General features: G+C 69.8%; 14 protein-coding genes and 3 tRNA genes. 3 read left to right on the forward strand and 14 right to left on the reverse strand.

Annotation, left to right across the window (positions count from 1 at the left end; all coding sequences use genetic code 11):
- Window positions 1–101: 101 nt before the first annotated feature.
- Window positions 102–1,730, reverse strand: a complete 1,629-nt coding sequence (gene tig / locus AB3M83_RS09715; RefSeq protein ID WP_412947513.1) for a trigger factor — start codon at window positions 1,728–1,730, stop codon at window positions 102–104.
- A 70-nt stretch (window positions 1,731–1,800) separates the two neighbouring features.
- Window positions 1,801–1,874: transfer RNA gene (locus tag AB3M83_RS09720), tRNA-Pro, on the reverse strand.
- Window positions 1,875–1,967: 93 nt separating this feature from the next.
- On the opposite strand from AB3M83_RS09720, the gene AB3M83_RS09725 reads away from it, so the two are divergent.
- Window positions 1,968–2,041 (forward strand) — tRNA-Gly (locus AB3M83_RS09725).
- Between the two features lie 186 nt (window positions 2,042–2,227).
- Here the strand turns inward: AB3M83_RS09725 and AB3M83_RS09730 are convergent.
- On the reverse strand, window positions 2,228–2,602 hold the full coding sequence (locus AB3M83_RS09730; protein WP_412947515.1) for a hypothetical protein: 375 nt from the start codon (window positions 2,600–2,602) through the stop codon (window positions 2,228–2,230).
- A 206-nt stretch (window positions 2,603–2,808) separates the two neighbouring features.
- Here AB3M83_RS09730 and AB3M83_RS09735 point away from each other — a divergent pair, with 206 nt between their 5' ends.
- Window positions 2,809–4,500, forward strand: a complete 1,692-nt coding sequence (locus AB3M83_RS09735) for a glycosyltransferase family 61 protein (RefSeq protein WP_412947518.1) — start codon at window positions 2,809–2,811, stop codon at window positions 4,498–4,500.
- A 56-nt stretch (window positions 4,501–4,556) separates the two neighbouring features.
- On the opposite strand, the gene AB3M83_RS09740 is transcribed toward AB3M83_RS09735, so the two are convergent.
- The 8 genes from AB3M83_RS09740 to AB3M83_RS09775 all read right to left on the reverse strand — a co-directional run bounded on the left by AB3M83_RS09740 (window position 4,557) and on the right by AB3M83_RS09775 (window position 12,824).
- Window positions 4,557–7,016: a DEAD/DEAH box helicase gene (locus tag AB3M83_RS09740; protein ID WP_412947520.1), complete on the reverse strand. Its 2,460-nt coding sequence runs from the start codon at window positions 7,014–7,016 to the stop codon at window positions 4,557–4,559.
- The gene (gene tatC, locus AB3M83_RS09745; protein ID WP_412947867.1) at window positions 7,013–7,768 is read right to left on the reverse strand and encodes a twin-arginine translocase subunit TatC; all 756 of its coding nucleotides are present in this window, start codon (window positions 7,766–7,768) and stop codon (window positions 7,013–7,015) included. The genes AB3M83_RS09740 and tatC overlap by 4 nt, the downstream gene beginning before the upstream one ends.
- 64 nt (window positions 7,769–7,832) lie before the next feature.
- Complete coding sequence (tatA, locus tag AB3M83_RS09750) at window positions 7,833–8,108, reverse strand: Sec-independent protein translocase subunit TatA (protein ID WP_412947521.1); 276 nt, start codon at window positions 8,106–8,108, stop codon at window positions 7,833–7,835.
- Window positions 8,109–8,164: 56 nt separating this feature from the next.
- Window positions 8,165–9,124 (reverse strand): helix-turn-helix transcriptional regulator, encoded by a 960-nt coding sequence (locus AB3M83_RS09755; protein WP_412947523.1) that lies wholly within the window; start codon window positions 9,122–9,124, stop codon window positions 8,165–8,167.
- Window positions 9,121–10,116, reverse strand: coding sequence for a helix-turn-helix transcriptional regulator (locus AB3M83_RS09760; RefSeq protein WP_412947526.1), 996 nt, complete (start codon window positions 10,114–10,116; stop codon window positions 9,121–9,123). The genes AB3M83_RS09755 and AB3M83_RS09760 overlap by 4 nt, the downstream gene beginning before the upstream one ends.
- Before the next feature lie 44 nt (window positions 10,117–10,160).
- On the reverse strand, window positions 10,161–11,129 hold the full coding sequence (locus tag AB3M83_RS09765; RefSeq protein WP_412947528.1) for an FKBP-type peptidyl-prolyl cis-trans isomerase: 969 nt from the start codon (window positions 11,127–11,129) through the stop codon (window positions 10,161–10,163).
- A 4-nt stretch (window positions 11,130–11,133) separates the two neighbouring features.
- The gene (locus AB3M83_RS09770) at window positions 11,134–12,147 is read right to left on the reverse strand and encodes a tRNA (adenine-N1)-methyltransferase (RefSeq protein WP_412947531.1); all 1,014 of its coding nucleotides are present in this window, start codon (window positions 12,145–12,147) and stop codon (window positions 11,134–11,136) included.
- Window positions 12,144–12,824, reverse strand: coding sequence for an HAD family hydrolase (locus tag AB3M83_RS09775; RefSeq protein WP_412947533.1), 681 nt, complete (start codon window positions 12,822–12,824; stop codon window positions 12,144–12,146). The genes AB3M83_RS09770 and AB3M83_RS09775 overlap by 4 nt, the downstream gene beginning before the upstream one ends.
- An 80-nt stretch (window positions 12,825–12,904) precedes the next feature.
- Here AB3M83_RS09775 and AB3M83_RS09780 point away from each other — a divergent pair, with 80 nt between their 5' ends.
- Window positions 12,905–13,765, forward strand: a complete 861-nt coding sequence (locus AB3M83_RS09780; protein ID WP_412947535.1) for a PAC2 family protein — start codon at window positions 12,905–12,907, stop codon at window positions 13,763–13,765.
- A 24-nt stretch (window positions 13,766–13,789) separates the two neighbouring features.
- Here the strand turns inward: AB3M83_RS09780 and AB3M83_RS09785 are convergent, their stop codons facing one another.
- From AB3M83_RS09785 to AB3M83_RS09795, 3 genes are all read right to left on the reverse strand, one after another.
- Window positions 13,790–14,623, reverse strand: coding sequence for an undecaprenyl-diphosphate phosphatase (locus tag AB3M83_RS09785; RefSeq protein ID WP_412947537.1), 834 nt, complete (start codon window positions 14,621–14,623; stop codon window positions 13,790–13,792).
- A gap of 9 nt (window positions 14,624–14,632) precedes the next feature.
- Complete coding sequence (locus AB3M83_RS09790) at window positions 14,633–15,931, reverse strand: M20/M25/M40 family metallo-hydrolase (protein WP_412947539.1); 1,299 nt, start codon at window positions 15,929–15,931, stop codon at window positions 14,633–14,635.
- A gap of 87 nt (window positions 15,932–16,018) precedes the next feature.
- Window positions 16,019–16,103 (reverse strand) — tRNA-Leu (locus AB3M83_RS09795).
- Between the last annotated feature and the right edge of the window lie 4 nt (window positions 16,104–16,107).

A 16,107-nucleotide genomic window follows, 5' to 3' on the forward strand; every position in this document is an offset into this window, starting at 1 on the left:
CGCCCGTGTTCGCCGTGGGCATACCGGACGCGGCATCCGTGCCCGGAAACGCCCGAGGGCGGTGAGGGCCTTCCGGCTCCCACCGCCCTCGGGCGCGGTGCTCACTCGCTGTCGGCGGCCTTCTTGGTCGCGCGCTTGGCGGGCGCCTTCTTCGCCGGCGCGTCAGCGTCGGCGTCAGCCGCGGCAGCGGCCTTCTTGGCCGGGGCCTTCTTGGCGGGCGCCTTCTTCTCGGCGGGCGCCTCGGCGTCATCGGCAGCGGCCTTCTTGGCGGGCGCCTTCTTGGCGGCAGCCTTCTTCGCCGGAGCCTTCTCGGCGGGCGCCTCGGCATCATCGGCGTCAGCCTTCTTGGCGGGCGCCTTCTTCGCCGGAGCCTTCTTCGCGGGCTTGTCCTCCGTGGCGGCGTCGTCCGCGGCGGCGTCACCCTCGGCGGCGTCACCCTCGGCGGACTCGTCCTCGACGGCGACGAAGCCGGTGAGGTCGACCGGGTTACCGGCCGTGTCGACGACCGTCACCTTGCCGAGCGCGACGGCGAGGGCCTTGTTGCGGGCCACTTCGCCGACCATGAGAGGAATCTGGTTGCCCTCCTGCAGCGCGTCGACGAACTCCTGCGGCGACATGCCGTACTGCTGCGACGACTGGATGAGGTACTGGGTCAGCTCCTCCTGCGAGACCTGCACCTCGTGCTTCTCGGCCACCTTGTCGAGGACCATCTGGGTGCGGAACTGCTTCTCGCTCGCCTCCGTCACCTCGGCGCGGTGCACGTCGTCCTCGAGCCGGCCTTCGCCCTCGAGGTGAGCGTGGACCTCGTCCTCCACGAGCTTCGCGGGGACCGGGATGTCGGACTTCTCGATGAGGACCTCGATGAGCTTGTCGCGCGCCGCCGAGCCCTGCGTGAAGACCGACTGCTGCGAGACGCGCTCGACGAGGCTCTCGCGCAGCTCGGCGATGGTGTCGAACTCGCTGGCGACCTGTGCGAAGTCGTCGTCGGCCTCGGGCAGCTCGCGCTCCTTGACGGCCTTGACCGACACGGCGACCTCCGCCTCTTCGCCGGCACGCTCGCCGCCGACCAGCTTCGAGCGGAACGTCGTGTCCTCACCGGCGGTCAGCGATTCGATCGCCTCATCGATGCCCTCGAGCAGCTCGCCCGAGCCGAGCTCGTACGACACGCCTTCAGCGCGGTCGATCTCGGCGTCGTCGATCGTCGCGACGAGGTCGAGCTCGACGAAGTCGCCGGTCTTGGCGGGACGGTCGACCGTCACGAGGGTGCCGAAGCGGCTGCGGAGCTTGTCGAGCTCGGCGTCGATCGCGGCGTCGTCGGTCTCGACGGCGTCGACCTCGATCGTGATGTCGTCGTAGGACGGCAGCTCGAAGTCGGGGCGGACGTCGACCTCGACCTCGACCTTGAGGTCGCCGGTGAAGTCCTTTGTGCTCGGCCACTCGACGATCTCCGCCGAGGGACGGCCGACGATGCGGACCTCGTTGGCGGTGACGGCCTCGCGGTAGAACGCGTCCAGGCCCTCCTGCACGGCATGCTCGAGCACGGCCTCGCGACCGATGCGCTGATCGATGATGGGAGCCGGGACCTTGCCCTTGCGGAATCCGGGGATCTGCACGTCCTGAGCGATGTGCTCATAGGCGTGCGCGATGCTCGGCTTGAGCTCGTCGGGGGTGACCGTGATGTGGAACTTGACCCGGGTCGGGTTGAGCTGCTCGACGGTGCTGGTGACCATGCCTGTCGTTCTCCTTCTCCGGCCGCACACATGCGCGTCCGTTTGGGGTCTGGGTTCGTGGGGGTCGTTGTCGGGGCGACAGGATTTGAACCTGCGGCCTCCCGCTCCCAAAGCGGGCGCTCTACCAAGCTGAGCTACGCCCCGGGCGCGCACGGGGCGAGCGCCGAAAAACGGCCGTTGGTAAGTCTAGCCGACCGAGTCCGCTAGACTCGTCGAGTCGCTGTTTTCAGCGGTTTCGGGGATGTAGCTCAATGGTAGAGCCTCAGTCTTCCAAACTGATTACGCGGGTTCGATTCCCGTCATCCCCTCCACACGCCCTGATGCTGCCGCTGCGGCAGTGAGGACAGTCGCCTCGAGGTCACCGTTCAGCCAGGTGTCGATCGCGTAGGAGACCACCACCGTCGGATGGATCGGTTCCCTCCGAGTCCGCAACAAGGCGGGAGAAATCGACAGCCTCGCCAACACCTCCTGGCAGGTTCCGGCGAATACACGATGCCCTACTCATCTGTGTCGTCCGATGAACCATCCAGGTACCCCACGATGGCTGCAGCCTGTAGCCCGCCATCGACTCCTGCCACGTAGAATCTTCGTCCGCGACTCTCCACCAGCCCGCCAGACTCGAAGACCCGCAAACGCACAGCTTCATTCCGATGGGGAGAAGTCAACCGGGCGGCATCATGGGAGGCTCGCTTCAGCATGGATCGACTCAGGATCTCGTCGATAAGTCCCTCTAACGCGACGGGCTCGAAGCCGGATCCGCTTCGCCCCGTCACCATCTCGATCGAGCTTGCTGACGACTGACGCTTCGACATCAGACCCTGGAACCACGCGCTGATGTAAGCCGCACACTCAGCGGCATTGTCGCCCTTCACCCAATCTCCGTATCCGTCCGCATTGATGAGATAGGAGCCATATCTCTCGATGCCTCGACTGGCAGCAGGGCGTTCGTGTCGCCCGGCGACCGCGGGTCCGCAGGAGTTGCTCGGGAGGATGCTGATACGCTCCGGCGGTGATTCGAATCCTTGGGTCCGGGCGAGGCCTTCTCTCATCCGCACGTCGGGTAGTCAAGACCGTACGGATGTCGCTTGCGCGACCCGACCACGCTCAGGAGACGTACGACGTCGCCGCGGGATCGCCGAGGATGCGCGGCCGCCGCGCGCTCGTGGTGTTGGTCGCGTCTACCGACCGGGACGTCGATCCATGGCGGGATCGGTTCGCCGACCAGAACGTCCGCGTCCTCTGGACGGGAGACCTGCCGAAGGAGCCGAAGGCGCGCGCGGGAGACGCGGCGTTCGCCGACTCGGCCGCGCTCCGCGAACTGCTGCGCCGGATGCCGCCCGTCGACTGCTTCGTCGACCTCCGCACGGCGACGCACAGCAGCCGTGTGGAGCTGTGGGGCTGGGCGTACTATTTCCTGCGGCCGGGCGGGCTGTATGTCGTCAGCGCGCCGACCGCGCGCGCCGGGCGGCAGTCGAGGGCCGGCGCGTCGACCCTGGCCGCGTGGGTGTCCGGAGCAGCCGGTTCGGTCTCGGGCTTCACGGAGGCTGAGCTGAAGGAGCTCACCGCCGCCACGGCGCGCTCCTCCATACGCGCAGATCTGTCGTGGTTCCGCCGCCGCCGTGCCTACGCCGTCACGGTCACCGAGCGCGACGCCGATGAGGTCCTGCCGCAGCGACTCCGGAAGGCCTCGCACGAGGTGCTGCTCACGCTGCCCGGCGGGCGTTTCGAGTCCCCCGCCGTCGTCGACCACCACGAGCCGGCCCGGATGCCGCGCCGGGTGGAGTCGGTCCTGGATGTCCCTCCGATGACGCTCCGGCGGTACGAGGGCGACATCGGCTTCCACGGACACATGGCCTTCAGCGTGGAATCGACCGTGCTGCCGAGCTCGTTCCGGTACCCCTGGGGCAACGCGAAGTACCTCATGCTGCCCCACCAGCCGTTCAGCGCCCACCAGAACACGGTGTACCGGCTGCGGGACGCCTCGAAGGCGCCTCTTCTGCCGGATGCCGAGTATGTGGACCTCACGCATCCCTTCCACGGGCATTTCGGCCACCTCATCGCGCAGACCGTGGCTCGCCTCTGGGCACTCGATGAGATCGAAGCACGGTATCCGGACGCTCGGTTCCTGTTGCCCGAGCCGACGGCATCCATCGGGCGCGATCGGCGGCCGTACGAGATGCTCTTCGCCGCGGGAGTACCGCGCGACCGCGTCACCTGGGTGTCCAAGCCGGCGCGGCTGCGGCGACTGATCGTGCCCTCCTTGGGCCTGCAGTACTCGCCGAGCCTCTTCGTCCATCCGGCCGTCGCGGAGACCTGGTCGAGGATGCGGGAGCAACTGGTGGAGGTCGACCCTTCGTCGCCCCGCAAGATCTTCGTCTCTCGCCGATACGGGGTGAAGAAGCGCGGCTGCCGGAACGCTTCGGCGGTCGACCAGCTGTTCGAGGATCACGGATTCACGGTCGTCTACCCGGAGGACCATCCGCTCGAGGGGCAGGCGAAGCTGTTCGGAAACGCACGCGTCATCGCCGGCTTCGGCGGCTCGGGCATGTACAACTCGATCTTCGCCGACCATCTCGACGCGATGATCATCCTCAACTCCCAGAGCTACTCCGGGCGAACCGAGCACCTCATCGGCCTGACGAAGGCCGACCGGGTCGACTACTTCTGGAACCCGCCGCTCGAGAGCGAAGGCGCCGACTACACGTCGCCCTGGGAATTCGACTTCAACAGGAACGGCGGCGCCCTGCGCGCCCTGCTCGCGTCGCTCTAGCGCGCGAGCCGCGCCGGCCGGCGCTTCTGCCGCGCGGGACGCGGCCGGCCGCCCGGTCAGACCGAGGCGTAGGCGACGATGCCGCGTCGGACAGCGTCCAGGGCCCGGCGCGCGGCGACCGCGACGTCGGCGTCGGCGACCATCGACAGCTGGTCGAGCAGATCGATCGTCTGCTTCGTCCATCGCACGAAGTCGCCGGCCGCCAGGTCGGCCTCCTCCAGCACCCGGTCGAGTGTCGCACCGCGGGCCCACGAGTTCATGGCACGCGCCAGACCGGTCGCGAGCGGCTCACTGCCGGGCAGCCGATTGTCCTGTTCGAGGTCGTCGAGACGCGCCCAGAGGTCCTGGGTGCGGACGAGCGCCTCGCGGAACGGCCCCCGCGGCAGACCGTACTCGCCGGACTCGTCGCGCCGCGGCTCGTAGACCAGGCATGATGCGAGGGCGGCGAGGGACGCCGGGTCGAGGTCCCGCCACAGCCCGCGCCGCAGCGATTCGGCGACGAGCAGGTCGCGCTCGCCGTAGATGCGGCGCATCGTGCGCCCGGCATCCGTCAGTGCGGCGGTGCCCGCCTCGAACGTCACGTAGTCGAGCTGCGTCAGCACATCGATGATGCGGTCGAAGATGCGCGCGACCGTGCCGGTGCGCGTCTCGATATCGCGCCTCAGCTTGTCGGTGCGTCGACGCAGCTTCCAGTACCGCTCCGCCCAGCGCGCGTGCGCCTCGCGGTCCGGACAGGTGTGACACGGATGCCGCTGCATCCGCCGTCGCAGCGATTGCAGGTCCTTCTGCCGCTGCGCGCGGATCCGACTCGGTGCCGTCCTGTCGGCGCGGTTCAGCTTCTCGAGGTCGCTGAGATCGCGCCGGATGCCGGAGTACTCGGTGAAGTCGCCGCGGTCGCAGGTCATCGACGTCTCGTACCCGGCGAGGGACGCCTCGGCATCCTTCACCTGACGCGCGAGCCCGACGACGGCCCGATCGGCCTGGAACTGCGCGAAGGACGATTCGAGGATCTCTCGCGCACGCTCTCGGCCGAACTGGTCGATCAGGTTCACGGCCATGTTGTAGGTGGGCCGGAAGCTGGAGTTGAGCGGGTAGGTGCGACGCGAGGCGAGCGCGGCGACGGCTTGCGGATCGAGTCCCTCGGTCCACTGCACGACGGCATGCCCCTCGACGTCGATGCCGCGGCGGCCGGCGCGGCCGGTCAGCTGGGTGTACTCCCCCGACGTGATCGCGACACGGGCTTCGCCGTTGAACTTCTCGAGCTTCTCGAGCACGACGGTGCGCGCGGGCATGTTGATGCCCAGCGCGAGGGTCTCCGTCGCGAAGACGACCTTGACGAGCTTGCGCTGGAAGAGCTCCTCGACGACCTCCTTGAACGCCGGCAGCAGGCCGGCGTGATGGGAGGCGACGCCGCGCTCGAGGTTGTCGCGCCACTCCCAGTACCCGAGGACGGCGAGGTCCTCGTCCTGCAGCGGCGCGAGCCGGTCGTCGATGATGTCCCTGATCTCGTCCCGCTCGGCAGGCGTGGTCAGCTTCACATGCGAGCGCCGGACCTGCTGGACCGCGGCGTCGCAGCCGGCGCGGCTGAAGATGAAGAAGATCGCCGGGAGCAGGTTCGCCTGTCCCAGCAGCTTGACCACCTGCGGGCGGTCGATCCGCTCGATGCGCTGCGCGTTCGAGGGGCGGACCGGGCGCCTTCCGCCGCGGTGCGGGCGCCGCGCCTCGCGATCGTCGCGACTGCGGTACTCGGACGCGCGCCGGTTGTTCTCGAACGTGGCGCCCTTCGGGGACCGGATGCGGGTGAGCTCCTGGTTGACCTGAGCGGTGGCGACTCCCGCGCGATCGTCGAACAGCGGCAGCAGATCGCCGCGGACGAGCACATGCTGCTCGAGCGGGACCGGCCGCGTCTCGGAGACGATGACGGCGGTGTCGCCGCGCACGGTGTCGAGCCAGTCGCCGAACTCCTCGGCGTTCGAGACCGTGGCGGACAGTGAGACGAGCCGCACGGTCTGCGGGAGGTGGATGATGACCTCTTCCCACACCGGGCCGCGGAAGCGGTCCGCGAGGTAGTGCACCTCGTCCATGACGACGTACCGCAGGCCACGGAGGGCGGGCGAATTCGCGTAGAGCATGTTCCGGAGCACTTCGGTGGTCATCACCACGACGCGCGCATTGCCGTTGATGTTGGTGTCGCCGGTGAGCAGACCCACCTCGCCCTCGCCGTACACGTCCTGCAGCTCGCGGAACTTCTGGTTGGACAGGGCCTTCATGGGCGTCGTGTAGAACGCCTTGTCGCCGGGTTCGCGCATCGCCAGGTGGACCGCGAACTCGCCGACGATCGTCTTCCCCGCACCGGTGGGGGCGGCGACGAGGACGCTCCGGCCCTCTTCCAGCGCGTGGCATCCCGCGATCTGGAACGGGTCGAGGTCGAACTTCTGCAACGAGGCGAAGGATGCCGAGACGGGGTGCCGGCGTTCGGCCTCGGCGGCGGCGTACCGCGACGCGGGATCGCTCATGCGGGCGCTCCGAGGAGGGCCGCGTCGCGCTTGCGGCGACGGCGGTCGAAGAGCATCGAGAGTCCCGCCGCGGCGAAGAAAAGAACCGTCAGGATCGCCGCCAGGACGAGCATGCTCACGATGTCGGCGGCGGGAGTCGCGGCGCCGGCGAAGACGGTGGCGATGACGATCGCGATGCGCCAGCCCTTCATGATCTCCCGTCCGGTCATCACACCGGCGAGGTTGAGGGCGACGAGGAAGACCGGGGTGACGAACGAGACGCCCACGACGAGGAGGAGCTTGAGGACGAAGTCGTAGTAGTACTTCGCCTGGTACCAGTTGGCCGCGCCCTCCGGCGTGAACCCTGCCATCAGTTCGACGAGGTGCGGCATGACCAGCCAGCCGAAGTAAGCCCCCGCGAAGAACAGCGGAACCGCGGCGGCGACGAAGCCGATCGTGTACCGGACCTCTTTCCGGGTGAGCCCGGGCATGAGGAAGGCCCAGATCTGCCAGAGCCACACCGGTGCCGACACCATGAGGCCGACGGCGAACGCGATCCGGATCTGCAGGTCGAAGCCGGACGTGACGGTGTCGAACATCAGGCCCACGTCGGCGCCGTCGCCTCGCCGCTCGGCGACGATCCGGATCGGCTCGGTGATGGCCCAGATGATCCGCTCGGCGAAGAAGAAGGCGGCGACCATGCCGACGACGAGTGCGGCCGCCGCGATGAGCAGCCGCCTGCGGAACTCACGCAGGTGATCGCCCAGCGACATGCGCTTGTCGCGGTACGGGACGTCCCCGCCGGTCACTGCGGGGTGTGTCGTCGCCAAGGCCCCGTCAGGAGGTGGGGCGCTGCGGCGTGCTCGAGCCGGTGGCCGGCGGAGGCGTCAGCGGGACGGACGACGCGGCGGATGGGTTCTCGGGCGTCGGGGTGGATGCGGGCGGCTCGGACGCCGCGGGCGCATCCTCTTCCTTCATCGCCTTCATCTCGCCCTTGAAGACTCGTGCCGACTGGCCGACGCTCTTGGCCAGCGCGGGGAGCTTGGCAGCCCCGAACAGAAGCAGGATCACCACCAGGACGATGATCAGGTGCCATCCTTGCAAGCCGGCCATGAAGAGCTCCTCGGGTCGATGTGGCCCCAGTCTAACGGCCGCCGACGGCTGCCGGCTCAGCGGTACTGCGCGAGCCCCGCGTCCGCCCATGCCGCGGCCGCCTGCCGGGCGCCGACGGGACCGATGATCTCGACGTCGCCGCCCAGACGTGCCGCGACGCGCTTGAGGCTGCGCTCGTCCGCGACGCGGAGGCGCGCCGTGCGATAGGCGCCGGTGCCCGCGACGGAGGTGCGGTCGACGTACTCGCCGAGCAGCGGGAGCACATCGGCTCGGCAGCGGACCTCGACGATCGCATCCGACTCCGTCGGCTCGAACAGGTCCGGCACCGAATCGCCGCCGTGGGAGCTCGGGATCGCGGTGAGCGCGACATCGGACACCCGGTCGAGGTGGAAGGTGCGCATCGCCGTCCGCAGGTGACACCATCCCTGGAGATACCACTGGCCGTCCGCGATGTGCACCTTCACGGGGTCGACCGTGCGCGTGGTGGGCGTGGCATCCGGCGCCTGATAGGTGAACGAGACGGCGACGCCGCGGCGGAGCGCCTCGGCCACGGTCGTCCGGACGTCGTCCACCGCGGTGGGCGCGACGATGAGGTCGGCGGGAGTGCTCGACGCGCCGCGCGCGAGCTTGGCGAGGAGCCCCTGCACCACGCCGCTGTCGCCGACGCCCGGCAGGCTCGCGGCGAGCTGCAGACCGGCCAGCAGGGCGGCTGCCTCCCGCGCGGTCAGCCGGGGCGTGCGCTCCAGGCCGACGGCGTTGGTGATGACGATGCGGTCCTGCTCGTCCAGCAGGTCCCAGTCGATGTCGAAGAGGTCGTTCGCCATCTGCCAGAAGCCGCCCTCGCCGGGCAGGCCGATGACGGTGAGCTTCTCGACCATCTCGCGCATCTGCTCGGGCGTGACGTCGAACTCCTCGGCGGCCTGGGCGACCGAGACCTCGCCGTGTCCGATGAGGTAGGGCACGAGCTGCAGGATCAGCGAGGCGCGGTCGGTCGCGACCAGTGGACGTGCGCTCATGCGACGGCCTCCGCATGCAGACCGCGGGCCCGCTCGAGACGGGAGATCACCGCGGCGCGGAGCTCCGCCGGCGCGACCACCCGCACTTCAGGACCGTACGACGCGAGCTCGTCGGCGAAGATCTGGCCGTCGACGTACGGGACGAGGACGCCCTGGTCGGCCGGAATGCCGCGCCGGTGCAGCCGCAGCGCTGCCTCGGTGCCCGGCTCGACCTCGATGAGGGCGCGCTGGCGCGAGGCGAGTGCCTCGAGACCCGAGAGGGCCTTCTCCCCCGCTCCCGCGCGCAGCGAGAGGTCGAAGGGCGTCCGCGTGACGACGACGTCCGAGCTGATGCGGGTGAGCAGGAACGTGCGCTCCGCGTCCTGCCCCACGTCGAACCCGTAGACGTGCCACCGCCCCTCGTACTCCAGGAGGGCGAGCGGTTGGATGCGGCGTCGATGGGCGACATCCGAGCCGCCCTTGACGTAGTCGAACTCGACGACCCGGCCCTGCTCGATGGCGCGCTGCAGCGGTGCGAACGACGGCTCGCGCAGGCTGATGCGCGGCGCGTACCCGATGATCGGCGCGTCGACCTCGATGCCGAGCGCTCGGATCTTCCGGAGCCCGCTCCTGGCCTGCGCGGACATCGACGACTCCCCCCAGACGCCGCTGGCGAGGTTCAGGACCGCGATCTCGGCGGGGGTGAAGTCGATGTCGATGGGCAGCGCGTACTCGGACGTCGGCACGCGGTACCGAGCCTCCCGCAGGTCGTCGGGGTCGGCGAAATCGCCGATCGTCTCGATCGGGACGCCGAGCGCGCGCAGGTTCTCCTTGTCGCGTTCGAACATCTTCTCGAGCGCGTCCTTCGATGCGCCGCCCGCGCCCTGCTCGCGATATCCCGCGACCGAGGTGAGGATCGTGTCCTTCGTCAGCCCCTGCTCGGTCGCGAGCAGCGCGACGACGAGGTTGACGAGACGCTCCTCGGGCGCGCTGCGGGTCGAGTCGGTGGCCACGCGACCATCCTAGGCTTCGGCGGGGGTGGTGCCCCCGCGGCGGGTCACGGAGTCGGCGCGGCTGCGGCGGGCTCGTCGATGCCGAGGATGTCGATCACGAAGACGAGCGTCGATCCGGCCGGGATGGTGCCCTGCGCCTGGTCGCCGTAACCGAGATCGGGCGGGATCACCGCGAGCACCTGCGAACCGACCGTCTGGCCGTCGAGCGCCTGGGCGAAACCGGGAACGACGCCGTCGAGGCTCAGCGCAGCGCTGGCGCCCTTCTCCCAGGATGAGTCGAACACCTCGCCGGTCTCCCAGAGGACACCGGTGTAGTGCACGCGCACCGTCGCGTCGGAATCGACGACCTCGCCGTCCCCCTTCTTCAGGGTCTTGACGATGAGATCCTCGGGCGCCTCAGCCTCGGGGACGATGATCCCGGGCCGGCCCGCCGTGTCGAGCACGACGCTGGGGATGCCGCTCCCTTCGACGTACTGCGGGGCCCCGTTCGCCGCCGGCAGGTACACCTTCTGCAGGTCGACGACGAAGATGGCGGAGTCGTTCTCGCCGAGGCCCATGCTCTGCGCGGCCTCGGGTGCGAGATCCTCGGCGGCGACGGCGCCCACGATGCGGGAGCCCTCCGTCGCGCACTGCAGCATCTTCGCGATGCCCTCGTAGTACTGCGACCAGGTCTCGACGGACGTGATCTGCGTTCCCGAGGTGACGAGGGTCTGACCGGTGGCGCCGCCCAGGATCGTCGTCGTGAACTGGACGTCCTGCGCGCGCGTCGTGACGGCGGGGCCGGACCCGACCTCGAGGTCCGTCCACACCGTCTCGTCGACGTAGACCGGCGCGGTGGTGGTGGCCGCGGGCTCTCCCTCGGGACCCGAGACGTCGATCAGGTCCAGGGCGGACGAGTCCGAGACGACGCGGTCGCAGCCGGGGTCGGCGGACGCGGAACCGGATGCCGCGCACCCGACGAGAGCGAATGCGGACAGGCCGAGCACGGCCACCGCAGCGGAGATCTGACGCATTCGTTCAGTCTACGGGCTCGTCCGAACGATCCTCCGCCGCCATCCGGGCGCCGTCGACGGCGCGCTGCGCGTCGCGCACGCGCTTGCGGAGGTTCTTGTCGGTGATCTGACGGTCGCCCACTGCGCCGGGCGTCCACGCCTCGACGTCCGCGTCGGCGTAGCTCGGCTTCTTCAGCGCGCGCTTGCGGACGTCGGGCGGGACCGCTCCGGGCGCGAGCCGGCGCGCGGTGATGAGGAATCCGGTGTGCGCGACCATGCGATGGTCGGGGCGAACGGCCAGACCTTCGACATGCCAGCCGCGGATCATGGTTTCGGTGGCTTCCGGCTCGGTGAACAGACCAGTGCCGCGGATGTACTCCGCGACGCGGCTCAGCTGGGTCGCGGTGGCGATGTAGCAGAGGACGACGCCGCCGGGCGTGAGGGCCTCGGCGACGACGTCCATGCACTCCCACGGCGCGAGCATGTCGAGGACGACGCGATCGACCGAGCCGCCCGGGGCGACCTCGGGCAGCTGCTCGGCGAGATCGCCGACGACGACGTTCCAGTTCTCCGGGTAGTGGCCGAGGAAGGTCTCGACGTTGGCCTCGGCGACCTGCGAGAACTCCTCACGCCGCTCGAAGGAGACCAGGCGACCGCTCCCGCCGATCGCGCGCAGCAGCCACAGTGACAGCGCGCCCGAGCCGACACCCGCTTCGACCACGGTCGCGCCGGGGAAGATGTCGGCGGATGCCAGGATCTGCGCGGCATCCTTCGGGTAGACGATCGCGGCCCCGCGCGGCATCGACATCACGAAGTCGCGGAGCAGCGGCCGGAGCGCGAGGTACTCGTGCCCGCCGCTGTTGACGACCACCGAGCCGTCGGGCTGGCCGATGATGCTCTCATGACGCAGCACGCCGTGGTGGGTGTGGAGTTCGCCGCCCTCGCGGAGGGTCACGGTGTGGAGGCGCCCCTTGGGTCCGGTCAGCTGCACCCGGTCGCCGAGGCGGAACGGCCCGCTCGGCCGCAGGTCGGCGCTCACGCGCGCACCTCCGCGCGCGCCTCGGCGAGCACCCCGGCGAGGTCGGCGGCGGTCCGGCCCTCGAGGGTCGGCCACAGTGCGAAGGCTCCGACGTCGTCGAGGGCGACCACGTTCGGGATGCCGATCGTGACGGCGCCCGACGCGATCGCCGCCCGCGCGCCGTTGGGAGAATCCTCGAGTGCGACGGCGTCACCGGCCGCCACGCCGAGCTTCTCGCAGGCCTGCAGGTACGGGTCGGGGAAGGGCTTCGGCCTCGCCACGTCGTCGCCCCCGATGACCAGGTCGAAGGCCGGGAAGTCGATCAGCTCGACCACCGCGTGCGCCATGCGGCTCATCGACATCGTGACGAGCGCGGTCGGGATGCCCGCATCGCGAATGCTTCGCAGCAGCTCCTGTGCGCCGGCACGGAAGGGCACGCCCTGCTCCTTCAGCTGCCGCATCACCTCGTCGGTGAGGTGCGCGACGATCTCGGGCCGGGTCATCTCGACGCCCGCTGCCTGCAGGACGACGGCGGAATCCTCGAGGCCGAGGCCGACGAGCTGGATCGCCTGCTCGTGCGTCCAGGCCCCGCCGTATCGCTCGACGAGGCGCGTCTCGGCCGCCATCCAGTACGGCTCGGTATCCACGAGGGTGCCGTCCATGTCCCAGAGGACAGCGGCGGGAAGGGGGGAAGTCACGGCTCCATGCTAGGCGAGGGGCACCTGCCCACCCGACGGCGGGCGGCGTATCGTGGGGGGAACTGAAAGAGGGGATGTCCGTGCAGGGACTGGGACAGCGGGTGCTCGTGATCGCCTTCGACGGCTGGAACGATGCCGGCGAGGCGGCGACGGCGGCGGCGTCCCAGGTGCGCGCCGCGGGTCGTTTTGAGCGGGCGTTCGGCGTGGATCCCGAGCTGTACTTCGACTACCAGTACACGCGGCCGCAGATGAAGCTCGATGCCGACGGCGCCCGCACGCTGATCTGGCCGGAGGCGACCCTGTGGCGCCCCACCCGCCCGGACGACGACGTGTCGCTGTGGCTGCTGACCGGCCCCGAGCCGGCGCGCGCCTGGCAGGCGTTCGCGGCGGAGTTCGTGGACGCGGCGCTGCGTGAGGACATCACCGGGATCGTCGCCCTGGGATCGATGATGAGCGACGTGCCCCACACCCGACCGATCTCGGTCTTCGCGGGGTCCGACGACGACGACCTCCGCACGCACCTGAACCTCGAGCGCCCCACCTATGAGGGTCCCGTCGGGATCCTGTCGGTCCTCGCGGCGACCGCCGAGCAGGCGGGCATCCCGACAGCCGCGCTCTGGGCGAGCGTGCCGCACTACGTCGCAGGGCACACACCGTCCCCGAAGGCGACTCTGGCCCTCCTCGACAAGCTCGAGGAGATCACCGGAGCGAAGGTCGCTCGCGGCGAGCTCCCGGCCGACGCCCTCGCCTGGGAGGCGTCGATCGACGCGGCCGCCGCCGACGACGAGGAGATGACGGAGTACATCCGCCAGCTCGAGCACACCCGCGACACCTGGGACTCCCCCGAGGCGTCCGGCGATGCGATCGCGCAGGAGTTCGAGAAGTACCTGCGCCGCCGCGGCGACGGACCCCGCGGCGGGGGGCACGATCCGCGTCGCTGAGGGCAGCCCGCGCGCCGCGGAGGTTCAGTAGGCCTGCAGCACGCCCGTCCCGAGCAGGACGAGCAGCACGACGCCGAGGACGATGCGGTAGATGACGAACGGCAGGAAGCTGCCCTTCTTGAGGTAGCGCATCAGGTACGCGATGACGGCCCATCCGATGCCGAAGGCGACGACGGTCGCCACGGCGGTCTCACCGAGGGTGAAGACGGCGGCGCCCGGCTCGCGGATCGCCTGGAGCAGCTCGTACAGGCCGCTGCCGAACACGGCCGGGACGGCCAGGAGGAAGGCGACCTCCGCGGCGGCGGGCCGCGTGTACCCCAGCGCGAGTCCCGCCGTCGTCGTCGCACCCGAGCGCGACACGCCCGGGATGAGCGCGAGCGACTGCGCGACGCCGAGCGTCAGGCCATGGCCGATGGTGAGGTCCTTCTCGGTGCGCACGCGGCGACCGAGCGCATCGGCGATCCCGAGGATGATGCCGAAGACGATCAGGACGGTCGCCACCAGCCAGAGGTTGCGGAAGGTGTCCCGGATGACGTCCTGGAAGAGGAACCCGAGCACCCCGATCGGAATGGTGCCGATGATGACGACCCATCCCATGCGCGCATCCGGGTCGTCGCGCGGCACCGAGCCGGTGAGCGATCTCGCCCACGCCGCGATGATCCGCGTGATCCGTCCCCAGAAGTAGACGAGCACCGCCAGCTCGGTGCCGATCTGGGTGATCGCGGTGAACGTCGCCCCCGGGTCCTCGGCCGACGGCAGGAACTCGCCCACGATGCGCAGGTGCGCGCTCGATGAGATCGGGAGGAACTCGGTCAGGCCCTGGACGATGCCGAGGATGATCGCCTCGAGAAGCTGCATGGGCGCCTTTCAGTACGTGCGGATGAGGTCGGTGAGGACCCGCTGACCGAACACGAGGGCGTCGATCGGGACGCGCTCGTCGACACCGTGGAACATGCCCGTGAAGTCGAGGTCGGCGGGGAGGCGCAGCGGTGCGAATCCGAAACCGGCGATGCCGAGCTCGGCGAGGGCCTTGTTGTCCGTTCCTCCACCCATAAGGTACGGGATCACCGGGACGCCCGGATCGTGTCTCGCCAGCGAGTCGACCATCGCGGTGACGAGGTCACCGGCGAAGGGGACCTCCAGTCCGATGTCGCGGTGCACGACCTCGATCTCGACATCGTCGCCGACGATGCGCTGCACCTCGGCGAGCACCTCGTCCTCGTGCCCGGGCAGCGTGCGGATGTCGATCGCGGCGGTGGCGGCATCCGGGATGACATTGTGCTTGTACCCGGCGGTGAGTCCGGTCGGGTTCGTCGTGGTGCGGAACGTCGAGCGGAGGAAGGCGGATGCCGGTCCGGTCGCGTCCGCGACGGTGTCCGGATCGTCCGCGAGTCCGCCGGACAGATCGGCCAGCGAGGCGACCAGCTGCCGGGTGGTGGACGTCAGCTCGATCGGCCAGCCCGTACGCCCGAGCGCCGACACGGCCTCGGCGAGACGGGTGATCGCGTTCTCGGGGTGGTGACGGCTGCCGTGCCCGGCGATCCCCCGCGCGTGCAGGCGGATCCAGATGAGCGCCTTCTCCCCCACCTGCAGCAGGTAGGCGCGGCGGTCGCCCACCGCGATGGAGTAGCCGCCGACCTCGCTGATCGCCTCGGTCGCCCCCGCGAACCACTCCGGCCGGTCGCGCACGACGAGCTGGGATCCCTCGACACCGCCGTTCTCCTCGTCGGCGAAGAACACGAGGATCAGCTCGCGCTCGGGTCGCTCGCCGGCGCGCAGGAGCTCGGCCACGGATGTGAGGATCATGGCGTCCATGTCCTTCATGTCGACGGCGCCGCGCCCCCAGAGCATGCCGTCCTTGACGACGCCTTCGAACGGATCGACGCTCCAGTCCGCGGCGACCGCCGGGACGACGTCGAGATGTCCGTGCAGGATCAGCGCCGGCTTCTCGGGATCACGGCCCGGCACGCGCGCCGACACGTTCGTGCGGCCGGGGATCGGCTCGTAGTACTCGGGCGTGAGACCGAGTGCCTCGAGGTAGCGGCCGACGTACTGCGCTGCGTCGCGCTCGCCGTTCGCGCGGCCTTCGCCGTAGTTCGTGGTGTCGAAGCGGATGAGATCTCGCGCGACGCGGGCGACCTCGGGGAGCTCATCGTGTTCGGGCATGCGATCCACGCTACCCCCGGGCAGCCGGGCGGAACGCAGAAGGCCCCGGCGGGGAATCTCTTCCCGGCCGGGGCCTTCTGTCCTCTGTGCGCGAGGGGGGACTTGAACCCCCACGCCCTATTCGGGCACTAGCACCTCAAGCTAGCGCGTCTACCTATTCCGCCACCCGCGCAGAG

This window comes from Microbacterium pasadenense (genome assembly GCF_047246565.1).
Classification (GTDB): domain Bacteria; phylum Actinomycetota; class Actinomycetes; order Actinomycetales; family Microbacteriaceae; genus Microbacterium.